This is a genomic window from Vibrio jasicida CAIM 1864 = LMG 25398 (assembly GCF_000400365.1).
GTDB lineage: Bacteria > Pseudomonadota > Gammaproteobacteria > Enterobacterales > Vibrionaceae > Vibrio > Vibrio jasicida.
The window spans coordinates 41,233-61,309 of record NZ_BAOG01000003.1 but is presented as its reverse complement, the minus strand read 5'-3'; the positions used below and the strand labels follow the sequence as shown (position 1 = coordinate 61,309).

At 42.0% G+C, this 20,077-nt stretch carries 17 protein-coding genes; 11 read left to right on the top strand and 6 right to left on the bottom strand.

The annotated features are described in order from the left end of the window. Positions 1-171: 171 nt before the first annotated feature. Positions 172-1,113: a DNA-binding transcriptional regulator DsdC gene (gene dsdC, locus VJL_RS00385; protein WP_038875071.1), complete on the top strand. Its 942-nt coding sequence runs from the start codon at positions 172-174 to the stop codon at positions 1,111-1,113. A 4-nt stretch (positions 1,114-1,117) separates the two neighbouring features. Here the strand turns inward: dsdC and VJL_RS00380 are convergent, their stop codons facing one another. Next, positions 1,118-1,921, bottom strand: a complete 804-nt coding sequence (locus VJL_RS00380; RefSeq protein WP_042604558.1) for an EAL domain-containing protein — start codon at positions 1,919-1,921, stop codon at positions 1,118-1,120. Positions 1,922-2,084: 163 nt separating this feature from the next. Between VJL_RS00380 and VJL_RS00375 the strand changes: the two genes are divergently transcribed. The 5 genes from VJL_RS00375 to VJL_RS00355 all read left to right on the top strand — a co-directional run bounded on the left by VJL_RS00375 (position 2,085) and on the right by VJL_RS00355 (position 7,601). Next, entirely contained in the window at positions 2,085-3,005 is a 921-nt protein-coding gene (locus tag VJL_RS00375; protein ID WP_038874637.1) for a helix-turn-helix domain-containing protein, read from the top strand. A 170-nt stretch (positions 3,006-3,175) separates the two neighbouring features. Further along, positions 3,176-4,108: a helix-turn-helix domain-containing protein gene (locus VJL_RS00370; RefSeq protein WP_038874634.1), complete on the top strand. Its 933-nt coding sequence runs from the start codon at positions 3,176-3,178 to the stop codon at positions 4,106-4,108. Between the two features lie 70 nt (positions 4,109-4,178). Next, positions 4,179-5,126 carry a helix-turn-helix domain-containing protein gene (locus VJL_RS00365; RefSeq protein WP_038874632.1) on the top strand — a complete coding sequence of 316 codons (948 nt, stop codon included), beginning with the start codon at positions 4,179-4,181 and terminating at the stop codon, positions 5,124-5,126. 570 nt (positions 5,127-5,696) lie between these two features. Then, complete coding sequence (locus VJL_RS00360) at positions 5,697-6,710, top strand: helix-turn-helix domain-containing protein (RefSeq protein ID WP_038868752.1); 1,014 nt, start codon at positions 5,697-5,699, stop codon at positions 6,708-6,710. Between the two features lie 504 nt (positions 6,711-7,214). Further along, positions 7,215-7,601 (top strand): hypothetical protein, encoded by a 387-nt coding sequence (locus VJL_RS00355; protein WP_038868696.1) that lies wholly within the window; start codon positions 7,215-7,217, stop codon positions 7,599-7,601. Between the two features lie 90 nt (positions 7,602-7,691). Here VJL_RS00355 and VJL_RS00350 read toward each other — a convergent pair whose 3' ends face one another. From VJL_RS00350 to VJL_RS00335, 4 genes are all read right to left on the bottom strand, one after another. After that, positions 7,692-9,650, bottom strand: a complete 1,959-nt coding sequence (locus VJL_RS00350) for a diguanylate cyclase domain-containing protein (RefSeq protein ID WP_038874630.1) — start codon at positions 9,648-9,650, stop codon at positions 7,692-7,694. Beyond that, positions 9,647-10,819, bottom strand: coding sequence for a sugar ABC transporter substrate-binding protein (locus tag VJL_RS00345; RefSeq protein ID WP_038868698.1), 1,173 nt, complete (start codon positions 10,817-10,819; stop codon positions 9,647-9,649). The genes VJL_RS00350 and VJL_RS00345 overlap by 4 nt, the downstream gene beginning before the upstream one ends. A gap of 164 nt (positions 10,820-10,983) precedes the next feature. Then, positions 10,984-12,078 carry a 3-phosphoserine/phosphohydroxythreonine transaminase gene (gene serC / locus VJL_RS00340; protein ID WP_038874628.1) on the bottom strand — a complete coding sequence of 365 codons (1,095 nt, stop codon included), beginning with the start codon at positions 12,076-12,078 and terminating at the stop codon, positions 10,984-10,986. A gap of 131 nt (positions 12,079-12,209) precedes the next feature. Further along, on the bottom strand, positions 12,210-13,472 hold the full coding sequence (locus VJL_RS00335) for a DUF945 family protein (protein ID WP_038874626.1): 1,263 nt from the start codon (positions 13,470-13,472) through the stop codon (positions 12,210-12,212). Between the two features lie 185 nt (positions 13,473-13,657). Here VJL_RS00335 and VJL_RS00330 point away from each other — a divergent pair, with 185 nt between their 5' ends. The 3 genes from VJL_RS00330 (at position 13,658) to VJL_RS00320 (ending at position 16,848) form a co-directional block, all read left to right on the top strand. Beyond that, complete coding sequence (locus VJL_RS00330; protein ID WP_038874623.1) at positions 13,658-15,598, top strand: ATP-binding protein; 1,941 nt, start codon at positions 13,658-13,660, stop codon at positions 15,596-15,598. Next, complete coding sequence (locus tag VJL_RS00325) at positions 15,595-16,092, top strand: response regulator (protein WP_038868702.1); 498 nt, start codon at positions 15,595-15,597, stop codon at positions 16,090-16,092. The genes VJL_RS00330 and VJL_RS00325 overlap by 4 nt, the downstream gene beginning before the upstream one ends. 207 nt (positions 16,093-16,299) lie before the next feature. Next, complete coding sequence (locus tag VJL_RS00320; protein ID WP_038868703.1) at positions 16,300-16,848, top strand: hypothetical protein; 549 nt, start codon at positions 16,300-16,302, stop codon at positions 16,846-16,848. 211 nt (positions 16,849-17,059) lie between these two features. Here VJL_RS00320 and VJL_RS00315 read toward each other — a convergent pair whose 3' ends face one another. Further along, positions 17,060-17,647 (bottom strand): TfoX/Sxy family DNA transformation protein, encoded by a 588-nt coding sequence (locus tag VJL_RS00315; RefSeq protein WP_038868704.1) that lies wholly within the window; start codon positions 17,645-17,647, stop codon positions 17,060-17,062. A 370-nt stretch (positions 17,648-18,017) separates the two neighbouring features. Here VJL_RS00315 and VJL_RS00310 point away from each other — a divergent pair, with 370 nt between their 5' ends. Together VJL_RS00310 and VJL_RS00305 are read left to right on the top strand one after the other, a co-directional pair. Continuing rightward, on the top strand, positions 18,018-18,938 hold the full coding sequence (locus tag VJL_RS00310; protein ID WP_038874621.1) for an HDOD domain-containing protein: 921 nt from the start codon (positions 18,018-18,020) through the stop codon (positions 18,936-18,938). A 107-nt stretch (positions 18,939-19,045) separates the two neighbouring features. After that, positions 19,046-19,951 carry a LysO family transporter gene (locus VJL_RS00305; protein ID WP_038868707.1) on the top strand — a complete coding sequence of 302 codons (906 nt, stop codon included), beginning with the start codon at positions 19,046-19,048 and terminating at the stop codon, positions 19,949-19,951. Positions 19,952-20,077: the final 126 nt, after the last annotated feature.

Below are 20,077 nucleotides of genomic sequence, written 5' to 3'. Positions count from 1 at the left end.
AAACGAGGAATCCATAGCCCTGACAAACGATCAAAACTCACCTTTAGATGAAGTGAATTGAAACAAAAGCGTGATTTATACGACGTTTAGTGAATTTTTCAACCAATAGGTGAAGCTAACTATAACAACACCGTTATTATGTGTTTTATCAAGTTCTACTCGTTGACGCACATGTACACCAGAGACAATATTTTCGCCAAGAACCAACGCATCAATAGCTTTCAACTTTCCAAGCTTCATACTTTTGAAGTGGCAGCACGACACAGTTCATTTTCTCTTGTGGCAGAAGAACTCTCCATGACGCCTAGCGCCATCTCTCACCGTATCAACAAGCTTGAAGAAGAGCTTGGCATTGCCTTGTTTACCCGCTCTCACCGCAAAATCACGCTCACAGAAGAAGGTGAACGTATTTATCTCGCCTTGAACAGAACACTCAACGAGTTAAATCAAGAGGTAATGGAAGTCAGAAATGGCGAAGTCTCCGGAGAGCTGACGATTTACTCTCGCCCTTCTTTTGCCCAATGTTGGCTCGTACCTAGGTTGTACCTATTTAAGCAAAAACACCCTTCCATCGAGCTGAATATTCTTACTGGCAATGAGAACGTCAATTTCCAAGGCTATGGCATCGATGCTGCGATCTATTTCGATGAGCAAATGCCAGAAAAGTTGTGGTCGAAAGAATTGATGAGCGAAGAGATAATCCCGGTCTGCACTCAAACATATGCAGAACAATTTAATCTGTTTGAAAAACCGGCGAATTTGGTTAACGCCACCCTACTTCACGACAACCAAGCATGGGACTACAACTCTCATCACGATGAATGGGCGCTGTGGGCAAAGCAACAAGGCATAACAGGCATTGACGATATTCCAAGCATTTCATTCGACCGTTCCGATTTGGCCGTTAGTGCCGCAATGCACAATGCGGGCCTTGCTATCGGTCGACTGTCGCTGGTGGAAAAACGACTTAAAGCCGGCGAACTGATCACCCCTTTTAAAAACCAAACTCTGCAATGCAAACAGAAATATTATGTCGTTACGGCTAACGAGAAGCACTCACCTAAATTAGCGCTCTTCATTGGCTGGTTGAATCAACAAGTAAATGGGGAATAGCGAGCTACGCTCTTTTGAGTAACCGTTGGCTTTGTGCCAATGTGTCGAATGACAAATTGTCGTCAAGATCGCTGCGTAGTGTAGGTCGGTGTAAATAGTAACCTTGTGCATAATCTACACACAAACGTCGTACAAAATTCAAGTCGTCCGGAGTCTCTATTCCTTCTGCAACAAGGTCAAATTGGTACTTTTGCTTCCAAAGGCTTAAACACTGCCAAAATATCGCATACTGTTCTCCCCTCATGGTTAATAAACTGCGATCCATTTTCACAATATCGGGCTCAACATAACGAATGATGGCTTCATCTCTGTGATTCGCACTACCAAAATCATCCAAGGCAATTTTGATACCCAAACGCTGGCAAACCTTTCTGTTCATTTGAAACATATGTTGATCAGCAACTTCCGTCGGATATTGGTTTTTCTCGGTAATCTCTAACCAGAGAGTCATTTTACCTCGGTTGCAAGACTGTAATAGAGGTAAAACATCTGCCAAAAATGAAACGCTCGCTAGATATGAAGGCGGGATATTGACCGAAATAAATCGGACAGAGCTCGGCAACATTTTCAATTGCTTGGTAAGTTTTTGAAATAAACGCTTGGTAAATTGGTTTGCGTACCCCTCCTCTTCGATACAACGAAATGAAGACTCAATACAACGAGGCGTATTCCATCGCGTTAACACTTCTGCTCCTAGAAGGAGATCTTGCCGCATACCATAGATCGGTTGAAAGATTGGATAGAATGCTCCCTTACTAATATCAGCAAAGACCTGCTTACATTTATCCTCCTTGGTTAAATTACTCATACATAACACCATTCAAAAGTATTTGTCAGCCCGAAAGAGTAAATCAACGAAACGCACAACTGTAGGCATCGAAAAATGGGATTGCTTGAGCTTTGCTATGCGCCTTCTATAATGACATAGCAATCAATAACCTAATATAAAAACAGAATGAGAGAGGTATTTGATGTTTGGCGGCTATTTAAAGCAAGTGCGGGAAGAGATTGGATTAACACAAAAAGAGCTTGCCACTAAGCTTAACCTTGCAAGCGCCGAGTTTGCCTCCATCGATCCAGTAACTATCAGTCGATGGGAAAGAGGAACGACCGCCCCCACGGTTATTAAAGCGATAAAGATTTTAAGAGTGCTGACGACAAACTTGATGCCTTTTTTGCGTCAGTTGCCAGCGAAAGTAGATAAAAACCTGCTTGCTGAAATAGCAGAGTATCGTTTTAAATCGCCATGGGCGACCTTAATGGCGTCATCTTACAACGTACCAACTCCGGCAGGAGAAGTCTTAGAATGCCCATTACTAGAAAGCGTTCAAGACGTTTACTTAGTGAATCTCAAACACTTTTTTAGCAATATTGACCTCGACAATAAGGCACTTTTTGATGTTGATTTATATCAATACCAATTAGACAAAAAATTGTTTGCCCGAAAATTCATCGACAAAAATACGAAGGAAATATTAGGACACAGAATTGCTTTTTTACTCGATGCCAACGAGCTAAGGCAATACTTTTCGTCCCCTTATTTTCCACTACCAGTTCAACAATCTCGCAGTTATTCTTCAAATAGAGTCATGGCCATGTGCACAGTATCTCGTTACTCATCCAACGAAGCCGTGTTTTGGGAAAACAATGCATCAGGGGCGAGATTTGTCGCCACTCATGCCAATATACATGACATCTACTTTTACGCGATTGACCAATGGTCGGTGAATTATATGGAAAGTTTAAATGCGGAAAAGGTTGCATTCGATACACCAGATGAAGATGGCATCGTCAAAATTGGAAATCAGTCATTCAAACGTTGTTTATATCGAGTGGACAGTGCCAATTGGCTATCTCGTCCAGAAGTCATCTCTCTGTTACAAAACGCATAGCAAGACGCTGCGATATCCTTTTAAAAACAGGAGTATGAAAAGGATATAACCAAACTCAGACATATTGTTGACATGGTTAACGGTAACACTACCTAACATTAAAATAACAACTACAATTTATGTAGACTCCGGTAAGAATTTAATAATATTCAATTTATTATGAGGTTTATATGTTTGGGGATTACCTGAAGCAACTTAGGGTCGAGGCGGGCCTTACGCAAAAGGAGCTTGCGGTAAAACTAAATTTGATCGACTCAGAATTTGTATCTATTGACTCTGTCACAGTGAGTCGCTGGGAGCGTAATAGCACAGCACCTAACCCGATTAGAGCAGTCAAAGTCTTACGCTCACTGACCAATGATCTTCGTCCGTACTTACTTTCATTGGAGGTTGAAGAAAACAGGACCCAAATCAACAACTATTTGAAAGATCGATACCGTTCTCCTTGGGATGTGTTAATGGGTTCCTCTTATCAGTCATCAAAAGAAACCGCAGAAGATGACGTAAAAGAGCTCCCCTTATTTGAATCGCGTTCAGAGAAATATGAAGAGGGATTGAAGAACTTTCTCAACAGCATCGGTATTGAAAACGAAGCACTATTCGACTTAGACCTATACCAACATCAGATAGAACACAAAATCTACGGGAAAAAATACATTAACAAAGATTCGGGTAAGCTACTTGGGCACTCTCTCTCTTTCTTCTTTCATGCAGAAGATCTCAATGATTACTTTTGCTCCCCTTTCTTGAAAATCCCGATAAAGAAAACGAAAGCTTATTCTCAAAACAAAAAAATGGCGATTTGCACACTCACCCACTTTTGCTCCGATGAGCCCACCTTCTGGATCGATCATCAAATAGGGATCGATTACCTTGCGAGACACGCAAATGTTCATGATCTTTATTACTACGCAGTCGATAAGCTAACAGCCGATTACATGATCAACATTGGGGCCGAAAAGGTCGCGTTCGACACACCCAATAAGCATGGCATCGTTAAAATCGGCCATGAAAAATACATGCGTTGCTTGCTCAAATTAGATAGTGCGGTATGGGTAACAAGGCCAGAATTATTACTGCTTCTGAAAAACCACTATGCTTAATGTTCAACGACCATAATGTAACGAGCAATTGTTAGTTGGTTCATTTCAATAATAAAAACAAGGTAAGTTTATGTTTGGAGATTATCTAAAGCAGTTGAGAATTCAACATGGATTAACGCAAAGGGAACTTGCCACAAAACTAAATCTATCTAGCCCAGAATTCACCTCGGTTGACTCTGTCACCATTAGCCGCTGGGAAAGAAACGCCACAACCCCAAACTCGGTAAAAGCAATCAAAGTGCTACGACAACTGACTTTGGATCTCAAGCCGTATTTGCTGACAATAGAAGCCCCATCAGAAGGAACGATATTAGATGATATTCTCTATGATCGTTTTCACTCGCAACGTGCGCTACTAATGTCTTCTGAATACGAAGAATTGAAACCTCAGAAAGACACTAAAATCATTGAAGAATCGATGTTCTCGAATGAAACCGCAGATCATGCCAGCCGATTGAAGAACTTCTTTATCAATGCCGATGCACACTACCCTGGTTTGATTGACTTAGACTTATCGAGCTTTCATAAAGAAGATAAAGTTATCGCCAACGTTTACCTAGATGAAGAAAGCCATAAAGTCAGAGGCCACTCCATCTCTTTTTTATTCAAAATAGAAGATCTCGAATCACTCTTTACTAGACCGGAACATACATTACCGTTTAGTTTAGCGAAACCTTATACTGAAAATAGAGAACTCGCACTTTGCTGCCTGAGTCGATACGCCGCAAACCAGCAAGTCTTTATGATGCTTCACCCAACCTTAGTGGATTATCTTGCTGCAAGATCCAACATTACCAGCCTCTACTATTACTCGTTTGATAATCAGTTCTCGGAATACCTTGTCAGCTTAGGGGCCGAAAAAGTGGCCTATGATAGCCCTGATAAATCAGGTTCAGTAACGATAGGTAAAACGGCCTATCGCAAATGCTTACTTAAAATAGATACATCGATATTGTTAGCACAATCTTCAATGATATACCTACTCCATCAACATCAACGTCATAGCAAACGTTGTTAACCAAAACATAAAGACTATCTAAATTAATGTCGGACGATTCATCGCCGCCATTAATTTAGAATAATGACTCTACTGCAGCCGAATAAGGCTAAGTTCGGCAAATAACCTTAAATAAATATCTAATATACCCATATGAAATATGTTATCTGATATGAACATTTCTCACTTTTAAGATAAGGCCAAGAAATAATTTACAGCACGTATAATTGTAAATACATCATCAAGTTTTACTCTAAATTCTCAAAAATGCTGTAATTTCAGGGCTATCCATCCCAAAATTAAGACAAAAAATGCGAGAACTAGGCATCCATTCATTGCTCAATAGCACAAATGCCTTCTCAATTTAATATCAAACATAATACGATTCTTATGATATTTATGAACAAATACGACATGAATATTAATGCATTTTCAACCTCCTATCAGCCGTATCAATTTTAGAAGGAAGGTCGCAAACCGAATATCGTTTATGACCTTAAAACTATTCGGTAGAGGAATGTCATGCACATAACTTAAACGAAGAATAACAATTAGCTATGGACATGTTTTAGATATATGGGAGAAAGTAAGGTGTTCGGGAGTTATCTAAAATCAATAAGAACCGCGTTAGGGTTAACTCAGGAGCAAGCATCGATTAGGCTAAATCTATTAGGTGGTGATTTAGCAAATATAGATTGCGTCACCTTCAGTAGATGGGAAAGAGGCATCACTCAACCAAGCCTTAGTCGACGAGTAAGAGTGCTTCGTGCATTCGAGAATAATTTGCTGCCGTACTTATGTAGCCTAGGGCTAGACTTATCGCTAAAAGAAGATGTCGAGCAATTCGAGCTGTCGCTAAAGCAACGGTATCAGGATGCGATGTCAATCATATCTGGCATTGATTACAACAGTGTACGCCAAGTCGAGCACGAGTACATCGAAGAAGAGGAGCTGAGTCAAAATAATGAGCAAGACTTTATTCATAGTTTGAACAACTTTCACGACCAATTAAAGTCGCTCAATATCAAACACAACCTCTCTTCAATCGATCTGGTCGAATATCAAAAGGATGGCCGCGCGATCGCTTATAAGTACTTATCAAGAGGTAAACTGGTTGGTCATAACATTGGTATGTTTTTTAGCGACCCAACGTTAGAAAACGAAATTGATAGGACAAAGCGAAATCGTCTTCCCATCGATACCATCGATCTGAGATTAACGAAACCATTGAAAGACAAAGGTACATATTCCTACTACGCGATTAGCCAACATTCGAAAAGCGAACGAGTATTTCGCAGGCAATTGCACACTGAGTTTACTTTCCTCGCTCAAAATGCGCATATTCATCACTACTATGCGAGCGTGACCTTAAAGAGCTCTGTTGATGTCATGTTAAAAATGGGATTTAGCGTTGCCGCCTATGAAAGTGAAAATCCTGTTGGTGCAATTAAAGTTGGTTCAAAACGCTATACGCGTGCTGTCATGTACATCGAAACCAGTGAGCTATTTACTCAACCGGAGTTTCTTTACTTATTAACTTGCTGTGGTGTCTGTACGGAGCGCGAATGCGACACATGTCTAGAGCACCCACATTGCATTTGCTGATAATAAACATCGAATAACAAACAGCTCTTCAATTTTTCGCTACGTTAAGGTCAATGTCGACAACGTTTTGCTTCGTCGTTATTGGCCTTCCTCCGAATAGCAACGACCTTGAAAATTCACTAGCCTTTAACGTTCGATAAAGTTTCTATTCTTGCCTTTTTGCTGCAACTTACTTCTTGCGCCGCGTCCGTTGATATCACTATTTGTCGTCATCATATTTGTGATTGAAATAAATTTATAGGCAAATACCATTTTAGCATTCATTAATATGCTTAAGGTTGATTAGAGAACTTACTATAACGTACCAGTTCAATCACTCTTACAAATAAGTGAAAAGCACAAATAGTATCTTTGTTTATTAAATAATTTTCACGTAAGTGCATGAAAATAAAATTACTTAGCAATTTAAGGTTTTTTCATTTCATAGATGCTATCCAAAGTCAGAATACAATCACTATGATCAATCTTTGACGCGCGAAACAGACTTGTTCACAGGTGAAAAGCATGAAAAAGATTCGCTATCCATTCGATTTGCACGGAACGCTATCAATTCGATACAGGGATAAAGTAAACCCGATTTTCCTCGATACCGATGACGACAATCAATCAGTCATCGACATTGATGACTTTGCGGTCAGATCATTTAGCTACGACTCTGAAGATCGCCTACTTAAAATATCTCTGCAAAAAGCCTTGAACTTAACCGAGATCGCCGATTGCGGTACCGTATTTACAGGAATTGAATTAGAGCAGAATAATATCAAACTAGACATTGTTTATTGCCTGTACAATGCAGGTATTATCAGCTCAAGTATCTCTTACCCATTAGATGATGCCTCCCCTATTCAGTCTATCGCAGTAGCAAAACCTTTGACACTTCACTTAAAGTGACAAGGCAGCCTCATTAATAACAGGCGAAAAAGAAAGCCCTCACTCCTATAAGGAGTGAGGGCTTTCTTATGTATTCATCGTATATCGAAACTACATCTTTCTTGAATCGTCTTCAGTGCTCTCATAGAACGCTCTCTTACGCTCATACATGGCTTCATCTGCCATGGAGAACAAGTTATCAAGAGAGGTCCCCTCGCTTGATGCCCCACCAACTGAGAACTTAACTGGGTGACGCTTATGTTCTGAGAGTTCTATCCACTTGTCTTCTTGCGCAACTTCTAGAGAGAGGGTTAGTGCATCAAGCGCCGTGCTATCAATATTTTTCGCAATCACCGCAAATTCATCACCACCGATTCGGTAAAGCATGAATTCCTCTTTTAATACGGACTTAATCAATTGTGTTGATTTTGCGATTAACAAATCACCACGGTCGTGACCATAGTTATCGTTCAACATTTTTAATCCGTTAATGTCGATGATAATAATCGCTATTGACTTCCATCGCCCGTTTACCAACGACTGGCAAGCGAACTCATAATCTTCATCGAATGCTTTTCTATTTAGACAACGTGAAAGCTTGTCTCGACGAGCAAAATCTTCTAGTTCCAACCAAGAGTAGAGCTGCTTTTTGAATAGTTCGATCAGAATGCGTTCTTCTTCATTCATCTCATACTGACCATAATCGAAATAACCAAGTACGGTTCCTGTGGATGAGCGCATCGTTTTGATCTGCCCTCCCTTTGGATGGCTAAAACTAAACCGCATATCTGAACTTGTTATCAGACGATTCAACCCAGAGTTAATCACTCCTGGGATAGCATGATAACCAATACCTGCATGACTCGTGGTAAAGTTAATTAAAGTCATTAACTTCTCTTGGTGGGCTTCTTCTCGCGTTAAGTTGACACGCAATTCCGCTGTTTGCTCTTCAACTCGGAGCTCCAACTCTTGGTTAAAATTGGCGAGCTGAGCATTGGTATCCTGCACTTGCTGGTTAGCTTTCCGTAAATCTTGGTTACGAATTTCCAATTCATCCATGTGGTTGGTCAATTGTAACCACAACGAATCTAACAAGTTCATCAGTTGGCGGAACTCTTTAAATTGAAAACGTTTTGGTCGTAAGTCTGGGCGAGTGTTGTTTTTAAAACTGCGTACGACGATTTCCATCTCTCGAATCGGACGCGTAAGCCAGCGACTCGCGACCACGGCGATACATAACGTCACCACTAAGGTTGCGATTATGATATTGAGTAGCTGTTGCTTAGACTGCATCAACTCCTGATTACGTGCTACGTTAGACACAGAGTGAATCATCGAAACTTCTAATGGTTCAACAAAGTTGTTGTTCAGCACTTCAATATTGGTTAGATGTCGAGAGGCATCACCCTTCGTTTGACTGACAGAGCCATAATGAAAGTTGACACTTTCTTGTGCGTAAAGGAACGGTTGCGATATCTGAATCAAGTCCTGATACGACACTAATACAACAAGATAACCTTGGGGTTCATATTCGGAATCAGGCAGCAAAGTATATGGCAGCAATGGACTCACAAAAACAAGACCACTTTGACCACCTTTGAGTACCAAGCCTTCATCAAAATAGGTGGTATGAAACATTTTCCCTTGTTTGTATACCGCATCTGCTGCGCGTATTTTTTCTAATAACTTACTGTTTTCCAGATGGTAAACTGACCCGTTGCTCTCATACATCGGCTGCCAGTTTTTGTCTATGATGTACGTAGTACTGACGTTGGTCGCCAACTCTTCAAAGGTTTCAATCATTTGCCAAATGATGCTCGAGTAAAGAACGTTATCCATCCCCTGAACTAACAGGCGATCTTTCGAGTACCAACGCGTTAAATTGGCAATGAAGGTAAGGTCTTCTTTGACGGTTTTCTGAATACCTTGATTGGTATTCTCTAGCTTGATTTCTTTTTGCACTAACAAATCTGCTTGGTGTTTATCAATCATGCTAGTACCTACCCAATAAGCAGGTAACAACGATCCGAGCACCACGATCAACGTTAAGATATTACGCAAACTGATCATGATGAAGACTTCCTGCTTTTATGGATATGCTCGGAATGCTTTTGGATAAATTCAACCACAAACTCAGCGGCGCTTTCTGCTGGCATTCCAGCTTTAAAACGCTTGTAGCCACGAATCAAGGCCTCCCATGTGACCGCCATTTCCACCGTACTCGGCATAGCATAAGCGGGCGTTAGCTCTTCATACAAGTCACTGTAATAGGTGGTGTCAGAGTCATACCACTTGCGATTGATAGAACGATTAGTAGAAATCAAGTTTTGGTTGATGATCACATCTTCAATAAACTCTGGTTTTTGTACAATCATCGCCAAGGTTCGCATGGCTTTCTGCTTGGCAGGGTTGGCCATCGCCTCCTCGTTAAACGCCAACACTTTACCACCACTTAAAGAATGCATGTGATGATTGTTGTAAGTAGGCAAACTGCTGATTTTCAGTTCTTTAGAAAAATGTTGTTTTAGCTCGCCCAGAGCCCAATCACCATCGATAAGATAGGCAACTTCCCCTTCAATAAACTGCTGGCGAGCTTGCTCTTGAGAGTAGTTATCTTTGACAACTCCTTCTTGGGGCAACTCACCATAAAATCTAAGCGCCGCCGCTAGCGCACCAACATCAATATCGGTCACCGGTTTTGAGCGATGCTCCGAAAACATAGGTACAAACGACATTAAAAAGTACATGTTTGGATATTGCATCGCGAGTGAGGATTGCCCCTTCTTAGCCTCTTCCAACAATTTTTCCCACGTAGGTTGGAGCTCTTGGGTCAATTTAGTGTTTACGTACAACACAAGGTGGTTACCCAAACCTAAAGGCACACCATAAATGGCATTATCTACCGTTACCAATTCCAGAGCTTTGGGCTCAATGCTCTTTTCTTCTATCCAACTGCTAGGAATCTTAGCCAAGTCAAAGTAGTCATGCAGCCCAAGGAAGTCTGACGGCACCCAAATGACATCCGGTACGGTAATGCCAGTTTGCTTGGCCAATAACAATTCAGAGCGGATGTTGTTTACATCAAACTCTCTGATCGCCAATGTGTTTCCTGTTTGCTCTTCAAAACGTTCGTTGATTTCAGCAACCGTTGAATATTCAATGCCGCTCCATACTTGGATCTCCTGAGCAACAGTCAGGTTAGAGAAGCAAAGCAGTAAGGTTAAGCAGAGGTTTCTCACTAGAATTCTCGAAAATAGATGGTGTTACAAAGATAGCGAACCAATGTTGGTTATTCAAAACCGTCCAATGGTTCTGTGCGAATGATTCCATTAGAAAACGATCTTGTAGAAAGTAAAAAGCGCCGCTATTGCGACGCTTTGGAGGATTATATCACAGGTCTGGATTAAGCATACTCTTGCTCAAAGTTGCGCATAAAGTCGACCAACGCTTGCACACCTTCTAACGGCATTGCGTTATAAATTGAAGCACGCATACCGCCAACCGCGCGGTGCCCTTTTAGTGCTTTTAAACCTTTAGCGTCCGCTAATTCAAGGAATGTTCCGTCTAACTCTGGCTTTGCCAGTTGGAATGGTACGTTCATTAAAGAGCGGTTCTCTGGATGCACACCGTTACGGTAAAAATCAGACTGGTCGATGTAATCATAAAGCAGCGCCGCTTTCTCACGGTTCACTTGTTCAATAGCTTTAACACCACCCTGCGCTTTTAGCCATTTGAAAACTAGACCAGATAAATACCAAGCAAACGTCGGGGGTGTGTTGAACATAGACTCTTTTTCTGCCAGCACTTTGTAGTCCAAAATGCTTGGTAGTACTTCTTTCGCTAGACCAAGCAGATCATCACGAACAATAGCAATCGCGATTCCTGATGGGCCGATGTTCTTTTGCGCGCCCGCATAAATCACAGCGTATTTCGATACGTCAATTTCTCGCGAGAGAATCGTTGAAGACATATCCGCAACAATCGGTTTGTCGGTCACTGGTAGATCATTAATTTCAATACCATCAATGGTCTCGTTGGGACAGAAATGCACATACGCTGCGTCAGGGGCAATTTTCCACTCTGTTGCAGATAGTACGGCCGTTTTGCCATCAATCACTGTCTTCGCGTTGAAAACATCTGGTTCACAGTATTTTTTGGCTTCTGCCACTGCACTTTCAGCCCAGTAGCCACCATCGATGTAAGTCGCAGTTTCTGCATCACCTAATAGATTAAGCGGAACAGCGGCAAACTGAGCACGAGCACCACCTTGGCAAAACAGTACTTTGTAGTTACTTGGGATATTAAGAAGATCACGAAGGTCTTGCTCTGCTTCTTCCGCAACCTTGATGAACTCTTTACTACGGTGACTGATTTCCATCACTGAAGTTCCAAGATCTTGCCAATTAATTAGCTCCTTTTGTGCTTGCTGCATGACTGCTTTTGGCAGACCTGCTGGCCCTGCACTGAAGTTAAATACGTTGTCCGTATTTTGTTCCATGATGCTCATTGCTCCTGCTAAGTAAGTATGACGAAATTAATATCATGTTTTCGTGGGGATAAAAACAACAAAAGAGGTCTTACGACCTCTTTTTAATCTGAAAAAGCTAAAAACTTACGTTGTAAACTTGCCTATTGCATCAACGCAGGCATAAGCAACGCGATTAAAGGAAACTCTTGTCCATTTTCGAACTTCAGTTTCCCATCAGAAATTTGTGCTTTCAATTGGTAGCCGTTGTCTTTTTTCTCGATAAGTTCCATCACCATCAGCTCATCCACGCTTTCTTGGATGAATGGGTAAAGATCCACAAGCTCATCAGAGAAATAAGTGCTTAACGAACCACTTGTTGCCGTCATTAACTTCATTGGGTCTTGAGTGATATTATCCGTTCCTTCTGGTACAGACAATTGCCATTCGTTACGGAATTTACCTTCACCAAACGCAAGAGAAAGCTCATTCACTGACAATTTAAAGCCCTTGCTAAACAACGTATCAATGTGAGGAAGTAACGTTTGGATTTCTTGCTCATCTAGCATTGGCGAGTTTTGATAGATAGACATAATCTGATCAAACGATTGGCTGTCAACATCGGCGATTGAAAAGTCCAACTTAAAGTTGTCGACATCTGTCCCATCCGTCAAACGCAGTTGGTTGGCTTCTAGGTTCAATTTACTGTTGAGTTTGTCGCCAGTTTCATTAAGAGAAGTGTTACCGTTGTATGTCGCGTTCTCAATCATAAACATCGGAGCAAGTTGCGCATCAACGACATCCAGCTTCTGCAATGAGAACGTTTGTTCGCCTAACCAGTACCCCTTTGCTTGCTTACCTTTCCCTTGACCAGTCAGTTCGGTTAAATGAATTTCTTCGCCGTTTTCAAAATCCACTTGTACTGAAGGCACTGAAACTTGATAGTTCAGATCACCAAGCACCGTCACGTCACCAGTGATTTGTAATGGGCTCGTCGATAATGACATTCCTTGAGCATCGTTTTGATAGTTCCAGCTATCCAAATCTAAGGTAAAGGCAGTATTACCGTTTAGTTGGGTTTTACTGTGCATCGTAAGTGGTAGGAAATCAGCGTCCACCAGCTTAGAGTCCGCCGTAAGGCTGGTTAAACCGTGAGATAAGTCACTCGTAACATCGAAAGTTGTTGGCAAACCATCACGCTCAAGTTGAGTTTTGATATCTGGGTCAACCACGGTGTAACGAGTAAGGACAACCGAAGAGAGGTAACCGCGGTCGTATTTCACGATCTCGCCCTTCACCATGTCATCATTCATGTTTGCAATACCATCTTCAATTATGGTTTGACCAATCTGCCCAACCGCAAGTGGCCAACAAAGCGCAAGAGAAATGGCACCACCGATGGCACCTATTTTTTTAAGATTTTCCATAACATCACTTATTGAGTATTTGTGCTCAGTCTAACCCAAACCCTAAGCGGATAAAACATTGAGTTAAATCAGACTATTGATGGTTATTTTAGTTCATTAATCGAGAACAATACTCAGCTCTCAACCATTGCGGTGTTTAATTGATATGTTGTTTGTGCCAAGTTTTAACCGGAGCTCAAACACCTGTGAACCGTTACGCTGTATTGTGCCTCGACAATAATCCTATCAGTGCTGAGCAATTTCGATTGGAGTTGTCCGCCTTTTCAAGCAAATTTGATATTCTCTCTGTCGAATCCATAGAAGAAGCGCAGAGCGCACTCGAATACCTAGAAGAAAGAGAGCAAACCGTCGCTCTAGTCATCGCGAGTCACCACGCACACTTTAATGGTGTTGATTTTCTTATCGGTCTAGACCGAAAACCTCACACGCAAAACGCTCGGAGAATACTGATCAGTTGTTCATCCGATATCGAAGCTATTTTAACGGCGGTAAACGAAGGGCGTCTCGACCACTGCTTGACCAAACCTCTACCCGATAAAGTTCTTTTCAATACTGCCCAAAAAGAATTGACTCAATTTATCCTTCGTCACGACAAAGAAGATTTGCTCAGCTATAGCCAAATTCTCGATCAGCACAAGTTGTTACGTGCGCATATTGAAAACCAAATGAGTAACTATCAGGCGGGCTTTTTGAATGATTACCATGCCCTCTCTGATAGTGAATTGGCAGAGCAAGTGATTAGCGCGTTGCAATATTTTTTCACCCAAGATGACGATAGCGAAGCATGCCGAACCTACTCACCCGAACACTTACTAACGGTAGAGGGAGAGCCAAACAGCTTTCTATGGTTTATCACCAGTGGCGAGGTTGCGCTTTATAAGCGAGACGAACTTGGCATGCAACGTGAGGTCGTTCGTCACTCAAAAGGCAACATCGTAGGTGGCATGTCGTTTGTTACTGGAGAAAGCTCCTTCTCGACAGCGTTAACACTGACCAAAACAGAAGTCATAAAACTGGACAGAAAAGTGTTCCGTAAGGTGATGCAGAGTGATTCTAATTTGCTACCACTGTTTACTAATTTGCTCCTTCGCCACTTTAACCGCCGATTACAACGCAGTATCAATACCAAGTTGAAGCTACAAAAAACCTTAGAATCATTAGAGTCTGCTCATCAACAATTAATTGAACGTGAGAAGATGGCCATGCTCGGCCAATTAGTCGCAGGCGTAGCGCACGAGCTCAATAACCCAATCGCTGCGATATTGCGTGGCGTCGAAAATCTAACCCATACGCTGGAAGAATTACTCACCAAACTCCCAACCGACGACATTCAAGAAAAAGGCGTAGAACTGCTCATTCATGCCCAAAAAGCCAAGCCGGCCTCAACAGCAGAACTTAGGGAAAGAGTGAAACAACTCAACCATTACCTACCCGACCGCGCTTTAGGGAAAAAAGTGGTCAATCTAGGATTAGAATCAGACTTGGCCTTCATCGACAAACTCAATCGCCAAGAACCGGCGTCACTGCGCTCATTGGGAACGTTAGAACAATATCACCAAGTAGGCGCATCACTTCGCTCGATTAACGTCTGCGCCGCCCGTATTGCCGACATGGTTAAGAGCTTAAAAGGTTACGCTCGTTCAGATGATGAAACACTACACTATGCTGACCTTCATGAAGGCATAGAAGATACATTGGTCATCTTCGAGAATCGCCTCAAATTGCATCAGGTCGCGACAGATTATGCGAGCTTACCCAACACGTTGTGTCAGCCTATCGCGTTACAACAAGTGTGGACAAACCTCATTTCCAACGCAATTGACGCATTCCCAGAAAAAGGGAGACTCAGCATTCAGTCGCAACTAATCGAAAAAAACCATCAACCTTATGCTGTGATTTCGTTTAAAGACAACGGATGCGGCATTCCTGAACAACAGAAGAAAGCGATTTTCGAACTTAACTTTACAACAAAGAAAGAAGGTAACTTTGGCTTAGGTATCGGGCTTTCAATTTGCCAGCAAATCGTGGCAAGCCACAATGGTTGGATTGAAGTGGATTCAGAGTTGAACCATTTCACCTGCATGAAAGTTTGGCTGCCTATCACATCAGAAGGAGATGAAACATGACGAAATATCTGATTTTGTGCGTGGATGACGAAAGAGAAGTCTTGGATAGTGTCCTTCAAGATCTCATGCCCTTTGAAGATAACTTTGTTGTCGAGGGTGCAGAGTCTGTCACAGAAGCGAAACAGGTGATTGAAGAAATGACCGACGAAGGCGTTCGTTTGGCTCTCATTCTTTGCGACCATATTATGCCAGAACAAACTGGCATCAGCTTTTTGATTGAGTTGAGTCAAAATAGCGACACTCGATCTGCACGTAAAATTCTGCTCACAGGACAAGCTGGGCTAGAAGATACCGTAGAAGCGGTGAACCACGCCAGTTTAGACTACTACATCGCAAAGCCTTGGAAAGGCGAAGCGCTTCGAGAGGCGCTTGTGTCGCAACTGACTGCTTTCATGATAGAAAACGACGATAACCTTTTATCATGGACTGCAATTCTAGATTCCGAAGCCATTTTGAACGCTATGGCAAAACGACGCAGTAGCTTTGGTGAATAACCGCTCCCGATAGAAAACGCGGACAGATAAAGAGAATCTGGCGCGTTTTTTGCTGTTAAGTTGGCACAATTGAGTCAATTGACAAAACATCGACACATTTTTGTTGGTCGTAGACCTTCGTTTTTATTATGATGTCGAACAAATCAGATTACGGTTCAAGTGGTTACTTGGATCCATGGAACTATAAGACAAGGTTTATCGTTAGTTATGCGTAAAACACTATTAGCCGCTGCCCTTTTGTTGGCATCTAGCCAAGCTCTAGCTGCGAACGATTACAACGCTCCAGCAACAATGAGCAACTTTAGCTACGACTACATGGAAGCTCGTATCGGTGCAAGCCCAGTAACATTCGGTGCTGGTTTCAGCAAATCAATTCACCCAAATGCGCACATCATTGCTCGCATCGACTCTGAATTCGATGGTGATTTCGATTCAGCAGCGGGTTTTGGTTTCCACTCGCCACTAAACAACTGGGCTGATCTAACAGGTGCAATGCTAATGCGTGTTGTACAGCCTTCAAACTCAAGCAGTACTGATGTTGGTATGGAACTTAACCTTGGTGTTCGCCAATGGCTTGGTCCTCAACTAGAAGTGGGGGGTAAAGCTGGCTACGTGTCTATCGATAACGATGACGATTGGATTGGCTCTGTTTACGCTCGTTTCCACTCTACAGAGCTATTCTCTCTAGGTGCAGAAGCGCGTATTAATGATTTCTATGGTGATCAAGTGATGTTCACCACTCGCTTCAAGTTCTAATCTCAAGTTGATTGAAATCTAACTGAAGCCGAAAAACAAAAACCGAGGTACTCACCTCGGTTTTTTTGTTCTTAATTATTGATTCGTTGCAATGACTAACTCGAATGAAGTGGCTAAAAGCATCCAACTTCCTTTTGTCGCTTTCAACGCTCACTTTTATGACTCGCTGACTTCATCTAAGACGAGTCAATCATCGTGAAACTAAATAAGCTTACTCACACATTGCCAGTAGCTGCTTTTTACGTGGCTCTTGGATAAGTTTCCAATGAACGCCGTCAATTGCACCAGCAAATTTCCATAAAAGCTTCACGTCGACATCACTGCCGTACGCAACTCTTACTTTATTGAATACTTCCACTGGGCCAAGTTCCAAAAACGTCTCTACGTCATCGATTCCTGCTTTTTTCACCATACGTTCTAACGTCAGTTGCATGTTTGGCAGATCACGTAGGCGTCTACTGGCTGAGGACTTTTGGTATTTACGTTCCTTAATTGAACAATCTATAGATTTTTGTAACAACGTATCAAGACCAGCAAAGCCAGCATCGAATAAGTCTGTTACGTCATAGTAGTTAACTGTTGCCGTCGTTTGTTTTTTGACGTGCTTATATTTTTCACAGTTAAGTTGAGTAAATTCTGCGTCGAGTTCGTCTCCGCCGCGCAAGTAGCAACAGTCGTTACTTACAAGAGCAAACATAGCGTCATTGCTAAATAAACCAATGCCGCCGAACATTGAACGTTTCTGATACTCACTAAAATTGCTTACATAGTTAAAAAAAGCTTGGTCTGTCATGTCCATTGACCTCTTTAATCTGAATAAATTACCCCGATTAGCGATGTCACCAGATGAACAGCAGCTTAGTGCGAATTATAAAATGTCGATATGTTGGCGATATTTTTGTGAATTGCGCTCACCAACTGCCTTAATCATACTTAACGTTGAAAAATAAGTTAGGATCTATGTCACATATGCCAAAGTACAAATTCCACATACGTGATTAGTTTCACACTTACCCATCCTAAAGCGATGTTTTTTTGACACAATCACTGCCAAAAACCGAACGCCATGGTGATTAATACAGCAATTGCGAGAGTCAAACCTGTATTTAATTGATTACTAACATACTGTGAGGGTACACTGTACGAAAGCTCTCTAGCACAGCGTCGTAATGGAACATCTATCATTTTTTTGGCTACCCAATAATAAAGATAAGCTTATAAAAGCATTGGAATCTGAGTTCGCTCAACTGGTAGAACAATCCATTTCTACCGGTAAAATATCCCTTCCTCCCATCCCTGATGTCGTACTTAAAATTCAGCAGCTTTGTACTGAAGAACACACGACGATTGCCGACATTGCTAATGCCCTACTCGAAGACCCGGGCCTTGCTGCTGTCGTTGTTCGTGTCGCTAACTCTGTTATCTTTAACCGCCGCAACATCACCTGTAATGATCTCACGACCGCGGTTTCACGCTTAGGTATCCTGAGGGTAAGAGATATCGTTACCGCACAAGCTATTGAACAATTAAAGCACTCGGTGAACTTAACCAAAGAATGCAATGCCATCTTAGTAAAGAGCGCAGCGGTCTCCCGTGAGCTTGGCGCAGCAATGGTATTGGTGGTTCAAGAGTTTAAAAAACATGAGCCCGCTACCTATGGGCATCTCGAGCAAGAGAAAGCCTTACTTGTTGGCTTACTTGCAGATATCGGTTTGTTCTGCCTTATCAATGAATACCACCTGTATCTTGATAGAGGGAATTACCTCGATTCTGATATTGCTTTGCAAATATTCCAAACTCGCTGCTCTGCAACCAGTAAACTCGTGCTTGAGAAATGGGGCTTCGACAACGATTTCCGTGAAGTGTCTTCAAACGAAAAATATCAAACTTCCCGTCCAGAAGTGAGCTATCTGGATATCGCCCGCATTGCAAACCATTTACTGATGTTCCGTAATCAGGATGAGCGAATTGAAGAACACGAAGTAGAATTTAATTTAACTGGTGCAGAAGTCTTGTATGAACTCAGCAATATGAGTGATACTGACTTCCAAAGTGAAATTAAAGAAGTTCTCAGTGCCAGCGGCCTTTAATCTCCCGATACATCAAATCCAGCCACGTTAAAGCTCAAATAGTGTTTTGATTCGTTTATACGTGGCTAAGTTATTCTGCTTACCTCATAAAGGAATCATTGAGTTTTATGTTCTCAGGGATGCTATTTATCTTCGCCCCATTGGTGGTGGGCTATTTAATTCCAATTTCTCGAGCTTCGATGTTGGAGAAAATCAACAAGTCGACCTCATACCTCATTTACGTCATTCTTTCTTTGATGGGTTTGAGCCTTGCGGCATTGGACAACCTTGGTAGTAATTTACAAACTATTCTTCTTTACGCTGGCACATTTTTCGCCTGCCTGAGCGTATGCAACCTACTCGCTTTACCTTTGGTCGATAAGCTGCTTCCTTTGCAAACCGATCAGAATCAAAAGAAACTTCCTCTTTCGTCAATGGCTTTAGAGTCAATCAAACTTGTCGTTGTTGTGGGTGGTGGCCTAGTTGCTGGCTTGTTTCTTCCTATTGGTTTGTCTTGGGTGGACACAGCGAGCGAGTGGATTTTATTCCTTTTGCTTTTCTTTATTGGCATTCAACTACGCAATAGTGGTTTGACGCTTAGACAAATCCTACTCAACAAGCAAGGTATGGCGATTGCGACAGTGATCATTGCAACGTGTATGCTTGGCGGCGTAATTGCTGCAATGATTTTGGATCTTCCTCTTTATCAAGCTTTGGCGATGTCTTCTGGTTTTGGCTGGTATTCACTGGCTGGCATTTTGATGGGTGACGCCTTTGGGCCTATCTTTGGCGGCGCTTCTTTCTTAATTGAGCTGATGCGTGAATTGGTCGCGTTGATTGCCATTCCACTACTTATTCGCAGTTATCCATCTACAGCAATTGGCTACGCCGGCGCGACGGCGATGGACTTTACCCTACCCGTCATTCAAACCACGGGCGGTGTTCGATGTGTACCTGTTGCCATTGTAAGTGGCTTTATCTTGAGCTTATTAGTGCCAGTTATGATGCTTTTCTTTGTGTCTCTTGCTAGCTAGATCTCAGGAATATTCATTAACATCCATTACAATACGGCAAAAATTCAAATACCCAAGTAACCTCAAAATGCTCAATTCGAAGAGAATTTTCTGGTTCACCGCTTTGTTATCGAGCCCTTTAATTTT